General features: G+C 71.2%; 17 protein-coding genes. 7 read left to right on the forward strand and 10 right to left on the reverse strand.

Going from position 1 to position 15,732, the window contains the following annotated elements:
* Positions 1–5 precede the first annotated feature (5 nt).
* Together ACZ597_RS13150 and ACZ597_RS13155 are read left to right on the forward strand one after the other, a co-directional pair.
* Complete coding sequence (locus ACZ597_RS13150; protein ID WP_471328512.1) at positions 6–866, forward strand: deoxyribonuclease IV; 861 nt, start codon at positions 6–8, stop codon at positions 864–866.
* A gap of 101 nt (positions 867–967) precedes the next feature.
* Complete coding sequence (locus ACZ597_RS13155) at positions 968–1,537, forward strand: DUF4396 domain-containing protein (protein WP_471328514.1); 570 nt, start codon at positions 968–970, stop codon at positions 1,535–1,537.
* Between the two features lie 64 nt (positions 1,538–1,601).
* Here ACZ597_RS13155 and ACZ597_RS13160 read toward each other — a convergent pair whose 3' ends face one another.
* Entirely contained in the window at positions 1,602–2,234 is a 633-nt protein-coding gene (locus tag ACZ597_RS13160; RefSeq protein ID WP_471328516.1) for a sulfite oxidase-like oxidoreductase, read from the reverse strand.
* 171 nt (positions 2,235–2,405) lie between these two features.
* Between ACZ597_RS13160 and bfr the strand changes: the two genes are divergently transcribed.
* Positions 2,406–2,882: a bacterioferritin gene (bfr, locus tag ACZ597_RS13165; protein ID WP_471328518.1), complete on the forward strand. Its 477-nt coding sequence runs from the start codon at positions 2,406–2,408 to the stop codon at positions 2,880–2,882.
* Between the two features lie 6 nt (positions 2,883–2,888).
* Here the strand turns inward: bfr and ACZ597_RS13170 are convergent, their stop codons facing one another.
* Both ACZ597_RS13170 and ACZ597_RS13175 read right to left on the reverse strand, forming a co-directional pair.
* Positions 2,889–3,155: a (2Fe-2S)-binding protein gene (locus tag ACZ597_RS13170; protein ID WP_471328520.1), complete on the reverse strand. Its 267-nt coding sequence runs from the start codon at positions 3,153–3,155 to the stop codon at positions 2,889–2,891.
* A 161-nt stretch (positions 3,156–3,316) separates the two neighbouring features.
* A complete protein-coding gene (locus ACZ597_RS13175) occupies positions 3,317–4,672 on the reverse strand; it encodes a class II 3-deoxy-7-phosphoheptulonate synthase (RefSeq protein WP_471328522.1) in 1,356 nt (451 codons plus the stop codon).
* Between the two features lie 343 nt (positions 4,673–5,015).
* On the opposite strand from ACZ597_RS13175, the gene ACZ597_RS13180 reads away from it, so the two are divergent.
* Positions 5,016–6,929: an anthranilate synthase family protein gene (locus ACZ597_RS13180; RefSeq protein ID WP_471328524.1), complete on the forward strand. Its 1,914-nt coding sequence runs from the start codon at positions 5,016–5,018 to the stop codon at positions 6,927–6,929.
* Between the two features lie 412 nt (positions 6,930–7,341).
* Here the strand turns inward: ACZ597_RS13180 and ACZ597_RS13185 are convergent, their stop codons facing one another.
* From ACZ597_RS13185 to ACZ597_RS13205, 5 genes are all read right to left on the reverse strand, one after another.
* Positions 7,342–8,352 carry a 2-hydroxyacid dehydrogenase gene (locus ACZ597_RS13185; RefSeq protein WP_471328886.1) on the reverse strand — a complete coding sequence of 337 codons (1,011 nt, stop codon included), beginning with the start codon at positions 8,350–8,352 and terminating at the stop codon, positions 7,342–7,344.
* Positions 8,353–8,465: 113 nt separating this feature from the next.
* On the reverse strand, positions 8,466–9,497 hold the full coding sequence (locus ACZ597_RS13190) for a 6-phosphofructokinase (RefSeq protein WP_471328888.1): 1,032 nt from the start codon (positions 9,495–9,497) through the stop codon (positions 8,466–8,468).
* A gap of 156 nt (positions 9,498–9,653) precedes the next feature.
* Entirely contained in the window at positions 9,654–10,298 is a 645-nt protein-coding gene (locus tag ACZ597_RS13195) for a response regulator (RefSeq protein ID WP_471328890.1), read from the reverse strand.
* 35 nt (positions 10,299–10,333) lie between these two features.
* A complete protein-coding gene (macS, locus tag ACZ597_RS13200) occupies positions 10,334–11,545 on the reverse strand; it encodes a MacS family sensor histidine kinase (protein WP_471328526.1) in 1,212 nt (403 codons plus the stop codon).
* Positions 11,546–11,602: 57 nt separating this feature from the next.
* Positions 11,603–12,370: a lysophospholipid acyltransferase family protein gene (locus ACZ597_RS13205; protein WP_471328892.1), complete on the reverse strand. Its 768-nt coding sequence runs from the start codon at positions 12,368–12,370 to the stop codon at positions 11,603–11,605.
* Positions 12,371–12,530: 160 nt separating this feature from the next.
* Here ACZ597_RS13205 and ACZ597_RS13210 point away from each other — a divergent pair, with 160 nt between their 5' ends.
* Entirely contained in the window at positions 12,531–13,310 is a 780-nt protein-coding gene (locus ACZ597_RS13210; RefSeq protein WP_471328528.1) for an alpha/beta hydrolase, read from the forward strand.
* A complete protein-coding gene (locus ACZ597_RS13215; RefSeq protein WP_471328530.1) occupies positions 13,303–13,884 on the forward strand; it encodes a hypothetical protein in 582 nt (193 codons plus the stop codon). Before ACZ597_RS13210 ends, ACZ597_RS13215 begins: the two co-directional genes overlap by 8 nt.
* Before the next feature lie 464 nt (positions 13,885–14,348).
* Here ACZ597_RS13215 and ACZ597_RS13220 read toward each other — a convergent pair whose 3' ends face one another.
* Positions 14,349–14,603, reverse strand: a complete 255-nt coding sequence (locus tag ACZ597_RS13220) for a hypothetical protein (protein ID WP_471328532.1) — start codon at positions 14,601–14,603, stop codon at positions 14,349–14,351.
* The gene (locus ACZ597_RS13225; RefSeq protein ID WP_471328534.1) at positions 14,596–14,736 is read right to left on the reverse strand and encodes a hypothetical protein; all 141 of its coding nucleotides are present in this window, start codon (positions 14,734–14,736) and stop codon (positions 14,596–14,598) included. Before ACZ597_RS13225 ends, ACZ597_RS13220 begins: the two co-directional genes overlap by 8 nt.
* Positions 14,737–14,881: 145 nt before the next feature.
* Here ACZ597_RS13225 and ACZ597_RS13230 point away from each other — a divergent pair, with 145 nt between their 5' ends.
* Positions 14,882–15,727: a helix-turn-helix domain-containing protein gene (locus tag ACZ597_RS13230; RefSeq protein WP_471328535.1), complete on the forward strand. Its 846-nt coding sequence runs from the start codon at positions 14,882–14,884 to the stop codon at positions 15,725–15,727.
* The last annotated feature ends 5 nt before the right edge of the window (positions 15,728–15,732 follow it).

Here is a 15,732-nt window from a genome sequence, read left to right on the forward strand (position 1 = left end):
TACCAGTGACACGCAATCCCGTGGGCGGGCACGTCCCCGTCGCCGGCGGGCTGGCCTCGGTCGGCCTCACCTACGCCCGCGAGATGGGCGCGGAGGCCGTGCAGGTCTTCGTCGCCAACCCGCGCGGCTGGGCCACCCCGACCGGCAACCCGGCGCAGGACGAGCTGTTCCGCGCCCAGTGCGCCGAGGAGTCGATCCCGGCGTACGTGCACGCCCCGTACCTGATCAACTTCGGCTCGCACACCGAGGCGACCGTGGAGAAGTCGGTGGAGTCCCTGCGCCACTCGCTGCGCCGGGGCCGGGAGATCGGCGCCCTCGGGGTGGTCGTGCACACCGGCTCGGCCACCGGGGGCCGCCCGCGCGAGGCGGCGTACGAGCAGGTCAGGGAGCACATGCTGCCGCTGCTGGACGAGCTGACGCACGACGACGACCCCTTCCTGCTGCTGGAGTCCACGGCCGGGCAGGGCTCCTCGCTGTGCTCGCGCGCCTGGGACTTCGGCCCGTACTTCGAGGCGCTCGACCGCCACCCGAAGCTGGGCATCTGCCTGGACACGTGCCACATCTTCGCGGCGGGGCACGACCTCGCCGAGCCCGGCGGCACCAAGCAGACGCTGGACCTGCTGGTGGAGACGGTGGGCGCGGGCCGGCTGAAGCTGATCCACGCCAACGACTCCAAGGAGGGCGTCGGCGCCCACAAGGACCGGCACGCCAACATCGGGCAGGGCCACATCGGCCGGGAGGCCTTCGCCGAGCTGTTCTCGCACCCGGAGATGGACGGCGTACCGCTGATCATCGAGACGCCGGGCGGCAAGGAGGGGCACGCGGCCGACGTGGCGCTGCTGAAGGAGCTCCGCGACCTCCACTGACCCCCTGAAGATCTGTTGAGGAATACCCTAGGGGGGTATACGGTTCTGTCGTATCGACGGGACCGCCACCAGGCGTTCCCCTCAGGCTTCCGGGGGTTGTCATGGAGCACGAGAACCACCAGCACCACGCAGACCACCAGCACCACGGAGCCGAGCACCAGGGCCGCGCCGGCCACGCCGCCCGTGCCGGACACGGCCACGACGCCCACGGCGCCCACGGCGCCCACGGCGGCAAGGTCAGCTGGGCCATGGCGGCCAAGGCCACCCTGCACTGCCTGACCGGCTGCGCCATCGGCGAGGTGCTCGGCATGATCATCGGCACCGCGCTCGGCTGGGGGAACGTCCCGACGATGATCCTGGCGATCGTCCTCGCCTTCTTCTTCGGCTACGCGCTCACCCTGCGCGGGATCCTCGCCGCCGGCGTGGACCTGCGGTCGGCCATCCGGGTGGCGCTGGCCGCGGACACCCTGTCGATCGCCGTCATGGAGCTGGTCGACAACGGGGTGATCGCCCTGTGGCCCGGCGCCATGGACGCCCACCTGTCGGATCCGCTCTTCTGGACGGTGCTGGCGATCGCGCTCGTCGTCGCCTTCGTCCTGACCACCCCGGTCAACAAGTGGATGATCGGCCGCGGCAAGGGTCACGCCGTCGTCCACCAGTACCACCACTGAGCCACCGCCAGGGGTACCACCCAGGGGTACCGGCGAGCACCACCGACCCGCGGCGGCCCGTGAGCTACAGCTCCGGGCCGTCGCCCGGTTCCTCCTGGTACGAGTAGCGCTGCTCGCGCCAGGGGTCGCCGATGTTGTGGTAGCCGCGCTCCTCCCAGAAGCCCCGGCGGTCGGCGGTCATGTACTCCACACCGCGGACCCACTTGGGGCCCTTCCAGGCGTACAGGTGCGGGACCACGAGCCGGAGCGGGAAGCCGTGCTCGGCCGTCAGCAGTTCGCCGCCCATGTGGGTGGCGAAGACGGTCCGGTCGGAGGCGAAGTCGGCCAGTCTCATGTTGGAGCTGAAGCCGTACTCGGCCCACACCATCACGTGCGTGACCTGCGGGGCCGGCGGCGCCAGGGCCAGTACGGTACGCGCCAGCACGCCGCCCCATTCGGCACCCGGCATGCTGAACTTCGTGACGCAGTGCAGGTCGGCCACGACCGAGTCGAACGGCAGGGCCGCGAACTCCTCGTGGTTCCAGCAGTGCTTCTCGCCGTCGGCGGTCGCACCGAAGACGCGGAACTCCCAGCGGTCCGGCTTGAACTTGGGCACGGGACCGTAGTGGGTGACGGGCCAACCCCTCTGCAACCGCTGCCCCGGGGGGAGCTCGAGCTGCTCTGCTCCCGGAGATTCCCGGCTTTCCGGCTGACCCATGCCTCCATGGTGACAGACGTGGCGGGGTGGTCACGACCAGGTACGACCCGATTCGGGCAAGTCCCGGCAACTCCCACTAAGGAGGCACTTACTGGACGCCCCAGGACGGCAGTGCAAGGATGCGCGCACTGCCCAGTCACTAGCTGACATTGCCTGGAAGGAGCCTCTGCGATGCAGGGCGACCCCGAGGTCCTCGAATTCCTCAACGAGCAGCTGACCGGCGAGCTCACGGCCATCAACCAGTACTGGCTGCACTACCGCATCCAGGACAACAAGGGATGGACCAAGCTCGCCAAGTACACGCGTGAAGAGTCCATCGACGAGATGAAGCACGCGGACAAGATCACCGAGCGCATCCTGATGCTCGACGGTCTGCCGAACTACCAGCGCCTCTTCCACGTGCGCGTCGGACAGACGATCACGGAGATGTTCCAGGCGGACCGGCAGGTCGAGGTGGAGGCCATCGACCGCCTCAAGCGCGGCATCGAGGTCATGCGCGGGAAGGGCGACATCACGTCCGCCCGCCTCTTCGAGGAGATCCTGGCGGACGAGGAGCACCACATCGACTACCTCGACACCCAGCTGGAGCTCATCGAGTCCATCGGCGAGGCGCTGTACATCGCGCAGCTCATCGAGCAGCCGAGCTAGCAGCCCTCAGGCCGCTTCGGCCAGCTCCGGACCGGACGCCGGCCCGGGGTCGGCGGCGAGGACCGCCGCGGCGCTGCCCTTCTCCAGCAGCTCCCGGCGGGGGCAGGCCCCACGGCCGAGGATGCCCTGGATGGTGCGCACGCAGGAGCCGCAGTCGGTGCCGGCCTTGGTGGCCGAGGCGATCTGGCGGGGGGTGCAGGCCCCGGCAGCCGCGTGTTCCTTCACCTGCTTGTCGGTGACCCCGAAGCAAGAGCAGACGTACACGCGGTTCACCTCCCTGGAGCGGAACGGTTCGGCGGGCCATCCCCTATTCGGTGAGGCTTACCTAACCGTACCCAAACTTAGGGTCCCCTAAAAGACCCTGGTACGACGATGGGGCGCGGATCACATCGATCCGCGCCCCGTCGTCGTAGGAAGGTACCTACTGATCGCGACTACTGGTCGCGGTACATCTCGGCGACCAGGAACGCCAGGTCCAGGGACTGGCTGCGGTTGAGCCTCGGGTCGCAGGCCGTCTCGTAGCGCTGGTGCAGGTCGTCGACGAAGATCTCGTCGCCGCCGCCCACGCACTCGGTGACGTCGTCACCGGTGAGCTCGACGTGGATGCCGCCCGGGTGGGTGCCCAGGCCCTTGTGGACCTCGAAGAAGCCCTTGACCTCGTCGAGCACGTCGTCGAAACGGCGCGTCTTGTGGCCGGAGGCCGCCTCGAAGGTGTTGCCGTGCATCGGGTCGGTGACCCACGCGACGGTCGCACCGGACGCGGTGACCTTCTCGACCAGCTCGGGGAGCTTGTCGCGGACCTTGTCGGCGCCCATGCGGACGACGAAGGTCAGCCGGCCCGGCTCGCGCTCGGGGTCCAGGCGGTCGATGTACGTCAGCGCCTCGTCGACCGTGGTGGTCGGGCCGAGCTTGATGCCGATCGGGTTGGCGATCTGCGAGCAGAACTCGATGTGCGCGTGGTCCAGCTGGCGGGTGCGCTCACCGATCCAGACCATGTGGCCGGAGGTGTCGTACAGCTTGCCGGTACGGGAGTCCGTACGGGTCAGCGCGCCCTCGTAGTCCAGCAGCAGCGCCTCGTGGGAGGCGTAGAACTCCACCGCCTTGAACTCGGCCGGGTCGGTGCCACAGGCCTTCATGAAGTTCAGGGCGTTGTCGATCTCCCGCGCGAGCTGCTCGTAGCGCTGCCCGGACGGGGAGGACTTCACGAAGTCCTGGTTCCAGGCGTGCACCTGGCGCAGGTCGGCGTAGCCGCCGGTGGTGAAGGCGCGCACCAGGTTCAGCGTCGAGGCCGACGCGTGGTACATGCGCTTGAGCCGCTCCGGGTCCGGGACGCGGGCCTCTTCGGTGAAGGCGAAGCCGTTGACGGAGTCGCCGCGGTAGGTCGGCAGGGTGACGCCGTCGCGGGTCTCGGTGTCCTTGGAGCGCGGCTTGGAGTACTGGCCGGCGATGCGGCCGACCTTCACGACGGGCACGGAGGCCGCGTACGTGAGGACGGCGCTCATCTGGAGCAGCGTCTTCAGCTTGGCGCGGATGTGGTCGGCGGACACGGCGTCGAAGGCCTCGGCGCAGTCACCGCCCTGCAGCAGGAACGCCTCGCCCTTGGCGACGGCTCCCAGGCGGGCGCGCAGCTGGTCGCACTCGCCCGCGAAGACGAGCGGAGGATACGACTCGAGGTCCGCGACGACAGCGCGCAGGGCCTCGGCATCGGGGTACGAAGGCTGCTGCGCCGCGGGAAGGTCTCGCCAGGTCGCCTTGGCGGCGAGGGCGTGGGTATCAGCGTTCACGGTCACCTCGTACACATTACGTCGTCAAACGCCGTGTCCGGCCGGACGACCACCTGGTGAGACGGTGTCGTTCGGGTTTCGTTCGAAGGTCCGGGGGCCGGGGATTAACGGAATGCAAGGTTCACATGTCCGAAAGGGTCAGATGCGGCGGGACGGCGTCCCGGTGGGCTAGGGTGCCTCCCATGTACGCGCACGCCAACCTGAACTGGTGGTGGCCCGCTCCCGGCGGCCCACTCCTCTCGCGTACCCACTGACACGAGCGAAGCGAAGGCCGCCCCGAGGGGCGGCCTTCTGCGTATGCCGACACGGGCCGTCCCTCCCCCTCCGAACCCATCCGGAAGGACGCCCCATGAACCACCCCACGCCCCGGCCCGATTTCGACCTCGCCCGGCTCCTCAAGGACTCCGCCCCGCCCTTCGCGCTGCTGCGCCGGCGGACCCCGGGCCGCGACCACGACACCGTCGAGGTGCTCCTCGGCCCCGTCCACGAGGCCGGCCGCCTCGCCGACCTGCCCGTACGGGAGCTCCCCACCCTGGCCCTGGTCCCGTTCCGGCAGATCTACGAGCGCGGGTTCGACGTGCGCGACGACGGCACGCCGCTGGCCGTGCTGGTTGCCGAGGAGGCGTACGAGATCCCGCTCGCCGCCGCCCTGGCCGGGCTCCCGGACCACGGCGTCCGGGTGGACGGCGGCGGCTTCGACGTCCCCGACGAGGAGTACGCGGCCACCGTCGACCGGGTGATCCGCGAGGAGATCGGCCGCGGCGAGGGCGCCAACTTCGTGATCCGGCGCACCTACGAGGGCCGGATCGACGGCTTCGGCCGGGCCGACGCGCTGGCCCTGTTCCGGCGGCTGCTGGAGGGCGAGCGGGGCGCGTACTGGACGTACGTGGTCCACACCCCGGACCGCACCCTCGTCGGCGCCAGCCCCGAGGTGCACGTCCGGATGTCCGGCGGAACGGTCGTGATGAACCCGATCAGCGGCACCTACCGCTACCCGGCCTCCGGCCCGACCGCCGAATCGCTCCTCGCCTTCCTCGCCGACCGCAAGGAGACGGAGGAGCTGTCGATGGTGGTCGACGAGGAACTGAAGATGATGTGCACGGTCGGCGACATGGGCGGGGTCGTCGTCGGCCCGCGCCTGAAGGAGATGTCCCACCTCGCGCACACCGAGTACGAGCTGCGCGGACGCTCCTCGCTGGACGTCCGGGAGGTGCTGCGGGAGACCATGTTCGCGGCGACCGTGACCGGCTCGCCCGTACAGAACGCCTGCCGGGTGATCGAGCGGTACGAGAGCGGCGGCCGCGGCTACTACGCGGGCGCGCTGGCACTGCTCGGCCTGGACGCGTCCGGCGCCCAGACCCTGGACTCCCCCATCCTGATCCGCACCGCCGACATCGCCCCGGACGGGGCGCTGCGGGTGCCGGTCGGGGCCACCCTGGTGCGCCACTCGGACCCGCTCGGCGAGGTGGCCGAGACCCACGCCAAGGCCGCCGGGGTGCTGGCGGCCCTGGGCGTACGGCCGGCCGCGCCCCGGCCCGCCTTCGACGGGGCCGGCCTGGCCGACGACCCCCGGGTGCAGGCGGCCCTCGCCTCGCGGCGGGCGGACCTGGCGCCGTTCTGGCTCCGCATGCAGGAGCGGCCGGCGGACGCGGGCGGGCACGCGCTGGTGATCGACGCGGAGGACACCTTCACGGCGATGCTGGCCCACGTGCTGCGGGTGGCCGGGCTGGAGGTGACCGTACGCCGCTACGACGAGCCCGGGCTGCGGTCCCTCGCCCTGGCCTGGGACGGCCCGGTCGTCCTCGGCCCCGGCCCCGGGAACCCGGCGGACGCGGCCGACCCCAAGATGCGGATGCTGCGCGGGCTGGCGCGGGAGCTCCTCACCTCCCACCGCGGGGGGCTGCTGGGGGTGTGCCTCGGGCACGAGCTGATCGCGGCGGAGCTGGGGCTGCCGCTGGTGCGGAAGGCCGAGCCGGCGCAGGGGGCGCAGGTGGTGGTCGACCTCTTCGGCACGCCGGAGGTGGTGGGCTTCTACAACACGTACACCGCGGCGTGTGACGCGGAGGCGGAGGCGGAGCTGTCCGCGCACGGGGTGGAGGTGTCGCGCGACGCCGTCACGGGGGAGGTGCACGCGGTCCGCTGCGCGGCGCGGGGCTTCGCGGGGGTCCAGTTCCACCCGGAGTCGGTGCTCAGCCTGCGGGGGGCGGAGCTGGTGTCCGCCGCCGTCCGGTCGGTGGCGGGGGCCGCCGGTCGGCTCGCGTAGCCGGGTCCCGGGGGCCGGGCCGTTCCCTGCCGGGCCGGTCCCCTACCCGGGGTCGGCTCGCTTAGCCGGGGCCTGGGGGCGGGGCCGTTCCCTGCGGGGGGGCCGGTCCCCTACCCGGGGTCGGCTCGCTTAGCCGGGGCCTGGGGGCGGGGCCGTTCCCTGTCGGGCCGGTCCCCTACCCTCCCTTCGCCCGTTCCCCGGGCTGCGCCCGGACCCCTCCTGGGGGCTCCGCCCCCAGACCCTCCCCCGGCTACCGCTGGGAGGTGCCTCCAGGCTGGAGTGCGCGCAGCGCACTTCCAGCCCCGCCGGCGTTTGAGGCGCGGGTCCGGGCAGCGCCCGGGGAACGGTGGAAGGGCGGGTAGGGGACGGCCCGCCGCAGGCGCCCGCACCCGGCACCGGCACCCCGCCCGCGTCAGCCCCCGGGAGGAACAAGGGTGTTCTCGGAGCGGCGCCCCGCCAGGTGGTCCTCCACGTTGCGGACGGTGGCGTCGACGATCTGCCCCACCGCGTCCAGCGTGTAGTACGCCTGGTGGGACGTGACGACCACGTTCGGGAAGGTGACCAGCCGCGCCAGGGTGTCGTCCTCGACCGCCTCCAGCGAGCGGTCCGTGAAGAAGACCCCGGCCTCCGCCTCGTACACGTCCAGGCCCACCCCCGCGAAGCGGCCCGCCCGCAGCTCCGCGACCAGGGCCTCCGTGTCGATCAGCCCGCCCCGGCTGGAGTTCACCAGCACCACGTCGTCCCGCATCGCCTTCAGCGCGGCCGCGTCGACGATGTGGTGCGTGGACTCCATCAGCGGCACGTGCAGGCTGATGAGGTCGGCGGACGCGAACAGCTCGTCCTTGTCCACGTACGCCATGCCCAGCTCCACGCACGCGGGGTTCGGCGCGAGGTCCCAGCCCAGCAGCTTCATGCCGAAGCCGTGGGCGATCCGGGTGAAGGCCTCGCCGATCTTGCCGGTGCCGAGGACTCCCGCCGTGCGGCCCCGCAGGTCGCGGCCCATCAGCCCGTTCAGGCGGAAGTCGAAGTCCCGGGTGCGGTTGGAGGCGCGGACGATCCGCCGGTTCACGGCCAGGGCCAGGGTCCAGGCGAACTCGGCCACCGAGTACGGGGAGTAGTACGAGACCCGGCTGACGGTCATGCGGAGCTGCCGGGCCACGTCCAGGTCGATGTTGTTGAAGCCGGTGGAGCGCTGCGCGATCATCCGGGTGCCGCCGGCGGCCAGGGTGCGCAGGACCCGGCCGTGCAGCTCGGCGTTCACGCTGGAGGACACGACCTCGTACCCGGCGGCGATCGGGGCGGTGTCCTCGCCGAGGAAGACGTCGAGGCAGCGGACCTCGTGCCGCCCCTCGAAGCGTTCCTCGAAGGCGCGCTCCAGGAGGGGCTTCTCGTCGGCGGTCACACCGAAGGCCAGGATCTCCACGCTCGCTCCCCACAGGTCGGCCACGGGTCGTTTCGTCACGATACGACCCGTGGCCCGGGCCCGCTCGGGCCCGCTCGGGCCCGCTCGGGCCCGCCGAGGCGTCGGCCAGGGTGTCAGCCGAAGAAGACCCCGACCTCCTCGTACAGCGCGGGGTCGACCGTCTTCAGCTTCGCGGTGGCCTCCGCGATCGGCACGCGGACGATGTCCGTCCCCTTCAGCGCGACCATCTTGCCGAAGTCCCCGTCGCGTACCGCGTCGATCGCGTGCAGCCCGAAGCGGGTGGCGAGCCAGCGGTCGAAGGCGCTCGGGGTGCCGCCGCGCTGGATGTGCCCGAGGACCGTCGTACGGGCCTCCTTGCCGGTCCGCGCCTCGATCTCCTTGGCCAGCCATTCGCCCACGCCCGACAGCCGGACGTGCCCGAAGGAGTCGCGGGAGACGGCGTCCTTGAGGACCAGGTCGCCGTCCTTGGGCATGGCCCCCTCCGCGACGACCACGATGGGCGCGTAGCTGGCCTTGAAGCGGGAGGTCACCCAGGCGCAGACCTGGTCCACGTCGAAGCGCTGCTCGGGGATGAGGATGACGTTGGCGCCGCCCGCCAGCCCGGAGTGCAGGGCGATCCAGCCGGCGTGCCGGCCCATGACCTCGACGACCAGGACCCGCATGTGGGACTCGGCCGTGGTGTGCAGCCGGTCGATGGCCTCGGTGGCGATGCCCACGGCGGTGTCGAAGCCGAAGGTGTAGTCGGTGGCCGAGAGGTCGTTGTCGATGGTCTTCGGTACGCCGACGCAGGGGACGCCGTACTCCTCGTAGAGCCGGGCGGCCACGCCGAGGGTGTCCTCGCCGCCGATCGCGACGAGCGCGTCGACCTCGAACTTGGCGAGGTTCTCCTTGATGGCCCGGACGCCGTCCTCCGTCTTGAACGGGTTGGTGCGCGAGGAGCCGAGGATGGTGCCGCCCCGGGGCAGGATGCCCCGGACGGCGGGGATGTCGAGCGGGACGGTGTCCCCCTCGATCGGCCCCCGCCAGCCGTCCTTGAAGCCGACGAACCCGTATCCGTACTCCTGCGTGCCCTTGCGGACGACGCCCCTGATCACCGCGTTGAGTCCGGGGCAGTCGCCGCCGCCGGTGAGCACTCCGACCTTCATGGAATCTCCCTTCGCCATGACGGTCACGCTAGTGGTGACCCAGGTCACAGCAAGGGGTCCGGAGAGCGCAATTCCGGTGAAAACACGGGACGTTGCGTAGGCCCCGTTCACTCGTACGGGGAGGCGGGGTGGAAGTAAGTACGACGTACGAACGGGTTACGCGTCGTCGAGCCCGCGCTCTATCGCGTACCGGACCAGCTCCACCCGGTTGTGCAGCTGGAGCTTGCCGAGGGTGTTCTGCACGTGGTTCTGGACCGTGCGGTGGGAGATCACCAGCCGCTCGGCGATCTGCTTGTACGACAGCCCCTTCGCCACCAGCCGCAGCACCTCGGTCTCCCGGTCGGTCAGCTGCGGGGCCTTCGGCTCGTCCGGGGCGGCCGGCGCCGGGTCGGTGGCCAGGCGCCGGTACTCGCCGAGGACGAGGCCGGCCAGCCCCGGAGTGAACACCGGGTCGCCGGCCGCCGTCCGGCGGACCGCGTCGATCAGCTCCTGCGCCCCGGCCGACTTCAGCAGGTAGCCGGTCGCCCCGGACTTCACCGCCTCCAGGACGTCGGCGTGCTCACCGCTGGCCGACAGGACGAGTACGCGCAGCGCGGGATCGGTGCCGACCAGCTCCTTGCAGACCTGCACCCCGGGCATGCCCGGCAGATTGAGATCGAGGACCAGCACCCCCGGCGCCGCCGCGCGGGCACGGCGTACCGCCTCCGGGCCGTCGCCCGCCGTGGCGACGACGTCGAAGCCCGCGGCGGCCAGGTCGCGCGCCACCGCGTCCCGCCACATCGGATGGTCGTCGACGACCATCACCTTGATGTCATGGAGCTCGCTGCCTGCGTCGTTCACTGGGTCCTCCCCCTCGGTACTTTCAGTTCCACTTCGGTGCCCTGTCCGGGGACGGACACCAGCTCGGCGCTCCCGCCGAGGTCGCGCAGGCGACCGCGGATGGACAGGGCCACGCCCATGCGCCCCTCGCCCTCCGCCTGGTCGAGCCGGCCGGCCGGGATGCCCGGGCCGTCGTCCCGTACGGTCACGATCACCTCGTCGCCCCAGTCCTCCACCAGGATCCAGGCACTGGCCCCCTCCCCCGCGTGCTTGCGCACGTTGTCGAGGGCCGCGCCGACCGCCGCCGCCAACTCCTTTGCGGCGGCCGCCGGCAGCACCACCGGCGTGCCCGGCTCGGCGAAGCTCACCCGGGAGCCCGCGTGCGGGGCCAGCAGGGACCGCAGGTCCAGCTCCGCCTCCTCCGCGCCGGGCTCCTCCACCTCGTACGTGTCGACCAACGCGCCGAGCGACCCGTCGCGCGAGACCCGGGAGGGCCGGACCAGTCCGCTGGAGACCAGCGTGCGCAGCGCCACCTCCTGCTCGCCCGCCATCCGGCCGAGCTCGGCGGCCTCGCCGCCCAGCTCGGTGCCGCGCCGCTGGACCATGGCGAGGACCTGGAGGACCCCGTCGTGGATGTCGCGGGCGAGGCGCTCGCGCTCGCGGGTGGCGGCCTCGATCTCCAGGGCGCGGGCCAGGGTGGCCTCACTGGCCCGGGCGACCTCGACGACGTAGCCGATGGCTATGGAGGCGACCCAGACCAGCAGCACGTTGTGCAGGGCGTCCCGGGTGGGGTCGCCGCCGTGGATGACGAGGTTGGCGGCGGCCACGAAGGTCGAGGCGAAGCCGGCCCAGCGCCAGCCGCCCTTGAGGGCGAAGGCCAGGACCGACCCGGCGGTCCAGATGCTGGGGAGGGTGGGGCCGCCCTCCGTGATCCGCTGGTGCGTGTCGGCGAGCGGGGTGAGCAGGATGCCGGTCAGCGCGACGGCGAGGTCGGCGACGAGGAAGCCCTTGGTGCAGCTGGCCGCGTTCGCCACCCGGCGGTGGGTGGCCAGCGTCCAGACGGCGAGGAGGGCCAGGTAGCCGACCGCCACCCCGGGCCGGTCGAACTTCCGGTACGCCGCGGCGAACAGCAGTGCCGCGTAGACCATGGTGAGCAGCCGGTACGCCGTCAGGGCCCGCCACAGCGGCTGCTCGACCGACATCCGTACGACGCGCTCGCGCTTCGCCATCTCCCCCACCCGCCCCGTTCCCGCGGGCACGGCCTCCCGGCCGGCCCGCCGCGCGCGCTACTCCGCGCCCGTCTCTCCCTTGGCCTTGTCGGCTTCGGCCTTCTCGGCCTTGGCCGCCTTGTCGGCCGCCTTGCCGCTCTCCTTGGCCGCCTTCTCCGCGTCCGCGATCTGCCGCTTGGCGGCCGTCGCGTAGATGTCCACGTACTCCTGGCCGGAGAGCTTCATGATCTCGTACATGACCTCGTCGGTCACCGAGCGGAGGATGAAGCGGTCCCCGTCCATCCCCTGGTAGCGGCTGAAGTCCAGCGGCTTGCCGATCCGGATGCCCGGGCGCATCAGCTTCGGGACCACCTTGCCGGGCGGCTGGATCTTCTCGGTGTCGATCATCGCGACCGGGATCACGGGGGCACCGGTGGCCAGCGCCACCCGGGCCAGGCCGCCCGGCTTGCCGCGGTAGAGGCGGCCGTCGGGTGAACGCGTCCCCTCGGGGTAAATACCGAACAGCTCCCCGCGCTCGATGACCTCGATGCCGCTCTTGATGGCGGCCTCGCCCGCACCGCGCGCGCCGGAGCGGTCCACCGGGAGCTGGCCGACGGCCTTGAAGAAGGCGGCCGTCAGCTTGCCCTTGACCCCCGGGGAGGTGAAGTACTCGGCCTTCGCGATGAAGGTCACCTTCCGGTCCAGTACGGCCGGCAGGAAGAAGGAGTCGGAGAAGGACAGGTGGTTGCTCGCGAGGATCGCCGGCCCCTCGGCGGGAATGTTCTCGAGGCCCTCCACCCACGGCCTGAAGGCGAGCTTCAGGGAACCCCCGATGGAGAACTTCATTGCGCCGTAGATCAACTCGAAAGCCTTCCTGTGTCTGTCGAACAGACCATATCCCGTGGGCCCGCGCGGAGCGCCCGACGGCCCTGGTCGGTGTCATCCCGGTCGCGTACGGTGAAGTCACACAGCGCAACGCACCCCCCACCCTTCGAAGGAGACCCTGGTGCCCGTCCTCCCTGGAGCAGAGCCGTTCCGCCACGAGGGCGGAGAGGTCGGCGTGCTTCTCTGCCACGGCTTCACCGGTTCGCCTCAGTCGCTCCGCCCCTGGGCCGAGTACCTGGCCGAGCGCGGGCTGACCGTCTCGCTCCCGCTGCTGCCCGGGCACGGGACGCGCTGGCAGGACATGCAGCTCACCGGCTGGCAGGACTGGTACGCGGAGGTCGACCGTGCGCTGCGCGAGCTGCTGGAGCGGTGCGGGCAGGTCTTCGTCTTCGGCCTCTCGATGGGCGGCGCGCTGACCCTGCGGCTGGCGGCCCGGCACGGGGACGCGATCAGCGGCATCGTCCTCGTCAACCCGGCCAACAAGGTGCACGACCCTCTGGCGTTCGCCCTTCCGGTGGCCAAGCACTTCATCCGGTCGACGCCGGGGATCGCCAGCGACATCGCGAAGCCCGGCTCGGAGGAGGTCGGCTACGACCGGGTCCCGACCAAGGCCGCCCACTCGCTGCGGAAGTTCTTCCAGCTGGTGGACACCGAGCTGCCGCAGGTCACACAGCCCGTACTGCTGCTCCACAGCCCCCAGGACCACGTGGTCCCCCCGGTGGACTCGGCGCGGATCCTGTCGCGCGTGTCCTCGACCGACGTCACCGAGACCCTGCTGGAACAGAGCTACCACGTGGCGACGTTGGACCATGACGCGGAGCGGATCTTCGCGGACAGTTACGCGTTCATCGGGCGGCTCGCGAAGAGTGTCGGCAGGGAGGGGGCGGCCAGCGGTGGCTGAGCACGAGGAGTCCTCCGGGGGCGTGCCCCCGCTGGACGAGGAAGCGGCGTGGGCCGCGATCGTCGCCGGGTACGGACAGGAACCCCCGGACCCGCCCGGGGCGAGGCCGTTCCGGCCGATCGAGAACCTGATGCTGCCGGAGGAGGACGTGAAGCCCGAGCCGAAGCCGGAGCCCAAGGCGGAGCCTCCGGCGGCCGAGCCGAAGCCGGAGCCGAAGCCCGAGCTGGGCAGCTCGATCACGTTCGCCCCGGGCGTGGGCGCGGGCGTGCCCGTACCGGCCCCCACGCCGGGCCCGCGGGACCACACCCCCGCCGAGCCGGCGGACGAGGGCCACTTCGTGCCCCCGGAACCGGAGCTGCCGGAGGCGGACACGACGGCGAAGTTCGCCTGGCTCGCGGTGATCGGCGGGCCGGTGCTGCTGCTGCTGGCCGTGCTGCTCCAGTGGGACATGACCTGGTGGCTGACCACCCTGGGCATCGGCGGCTTCCTGGGCGGCTTCGCCACCCTGATCGCCCGCATGTCGGGCGGCGACGACGAGGACGACGACGACCCGGGGCGCGGCGCGGTGGTGTAGGCGGCCGGGCGTACGCGCCTTGCGGCGCGGGCCGGCTGTCTCCCCGCGAGGGGTGCGGGCGGGGCGGTGGCTGCCCACCCGCCTCCCCGTCTGCGGGCCGGTGGGCTGGGGCCGTATCCCCTCGGGCGGTCTCGCAGCTGGTTTGGGGGTTTCCCGTCAGTCCCATCGTCCTTCCGGTTCGGGCCGGTCCCTCAAGGGCGCTCCCTTCGGTCGCGTCGCTTCGCGATGGCCTTCGGCCACCCTTGACCGACCGTCCCGCCCCGGAAAGACAAAGGACTGCCGGGAAGCCCCCAAAAGAACGGCACGGTCCATAGTTGGAGGGACGGGTCCGTCAGGGATGAGGCGACGGAGCCGGGCCTTGGCCGGCCGGGCATCCGGGCCTCTGGATTCCGGGCCGGGGGCGCGCCTATGCGCACGAGAGGTTGATCAGAGCGACCTGCGGAGCCCCCAGACGCGCCAGATCGCTACGCGCTTCTCTTATCTCGGCGGCCGGCGGCCGTCTGGGGCTGGTCGTGGGCGGGTTCGACGTTGGTGGCGGCGGTCGTGAATTCGCGGCCGGTGGAGTTGCGGATGTAGGCGAGCTCCATCCAGCGCTCGATGCCGGTGTCGGAGACGTTCTCGTTGATCACGGCCATCAGCACGCCCTCGGTACCCGATGCGATGTCGCGGACGCGCTGGCGGAGGAGGCGGTGGGGCACGTACTCGTAGCACTCACTCATCGGACGCCGCCTTGAAGGTCGTGAGGAAGCGCTCCCAGCCGGCGCAGGCGCGATCGAGGAGCTCCTGGCTGGCTCTGGCATCGAGCCCTCGCCAGGGCGGTGTTTCCGGTTTGTCGTCTGCATGGAAAGGCATGGGGCGGTTCCTCCGGCTGGCTGGGGTGCTGGTTCGATCGGGCACACCAAGAGGATCTGGTGACATTGGGTACACCGTCGATATCCGCACGGTAATCTCACGGTGGGATGGGGTCCCATCTCGTAGGCGGATGACGGGAGTCGTCGTGGCCACACCCCTGGTGCCGGCTTCCCTGCCCGATTGGGCGTGGGAGCGGGCGGAGGTGCGTCAGGCTCTTCGTGCGCGTGATGTGGGTGCGATGTTCCGCTTCGTGCAGCAGTACAGCGGTGTAAGTCAGGGGCGCATTGCTGCGGCGGTCGGCATGACGCAGGCACGTGTGAACGAGATCATCAACCGTCGCCGTGAGGTGTCGCGTCTCGACGTGTACGAGCGGACCGCTGACGGGCTGGGCATGCCGGATGACGCTCGCCATCTCCTGGGGCTGGCGGCGGGCCGTGAGCGGCGCTCCGGCGGCGCCGCGTTCGATCTCGCGGTGTTTCCAGAAGTCGTCCGCGTGTACTCCGCCCAGGTCTCCGCTAGGGAGGAGATCCAGCAGCAAGCAGGCGAGGCCGAAGAGATCGACATTCTTGCCGTCCGTGGTCTTGGTCTGGTCGGCCTGAAGGACTCAATGCTGCGAACTCACCTCGCGAGGAAGGCCAGTGATATTCGTGTCCGGGTGCTGTTGCTCGATCCGGAGTCGCCGGCCCTTGCCATACGAGCGGCCGAGATCGGCGAATCGCCGGAATCGCTCGCCAGCGGTGTACGACTGGCCGAGGCTCGACTGCGCGAGCTTGCGGGAATCTGCGATATCGAGGTGTACAGGTACGCCATGCTGCCTACATGGCGGTTGATCCGGGCTGACTCCGTCCTGTTCGTCGGAGCGTTCGACGCAGGGTGGGAAGGGCACGAGTCCGCCACGTACAAGGTGATGGAGACACCGCACGGTCCTCTGTTCCGAGGCTTTCGGCGCATGTTCGAGGTGATCGTCAGGGGCGCGGAACGCACGGTTTGAGGGAG

It is taken from the genome of Streptomyces sp. NPDC040718, from assembly GCF_055593565.1.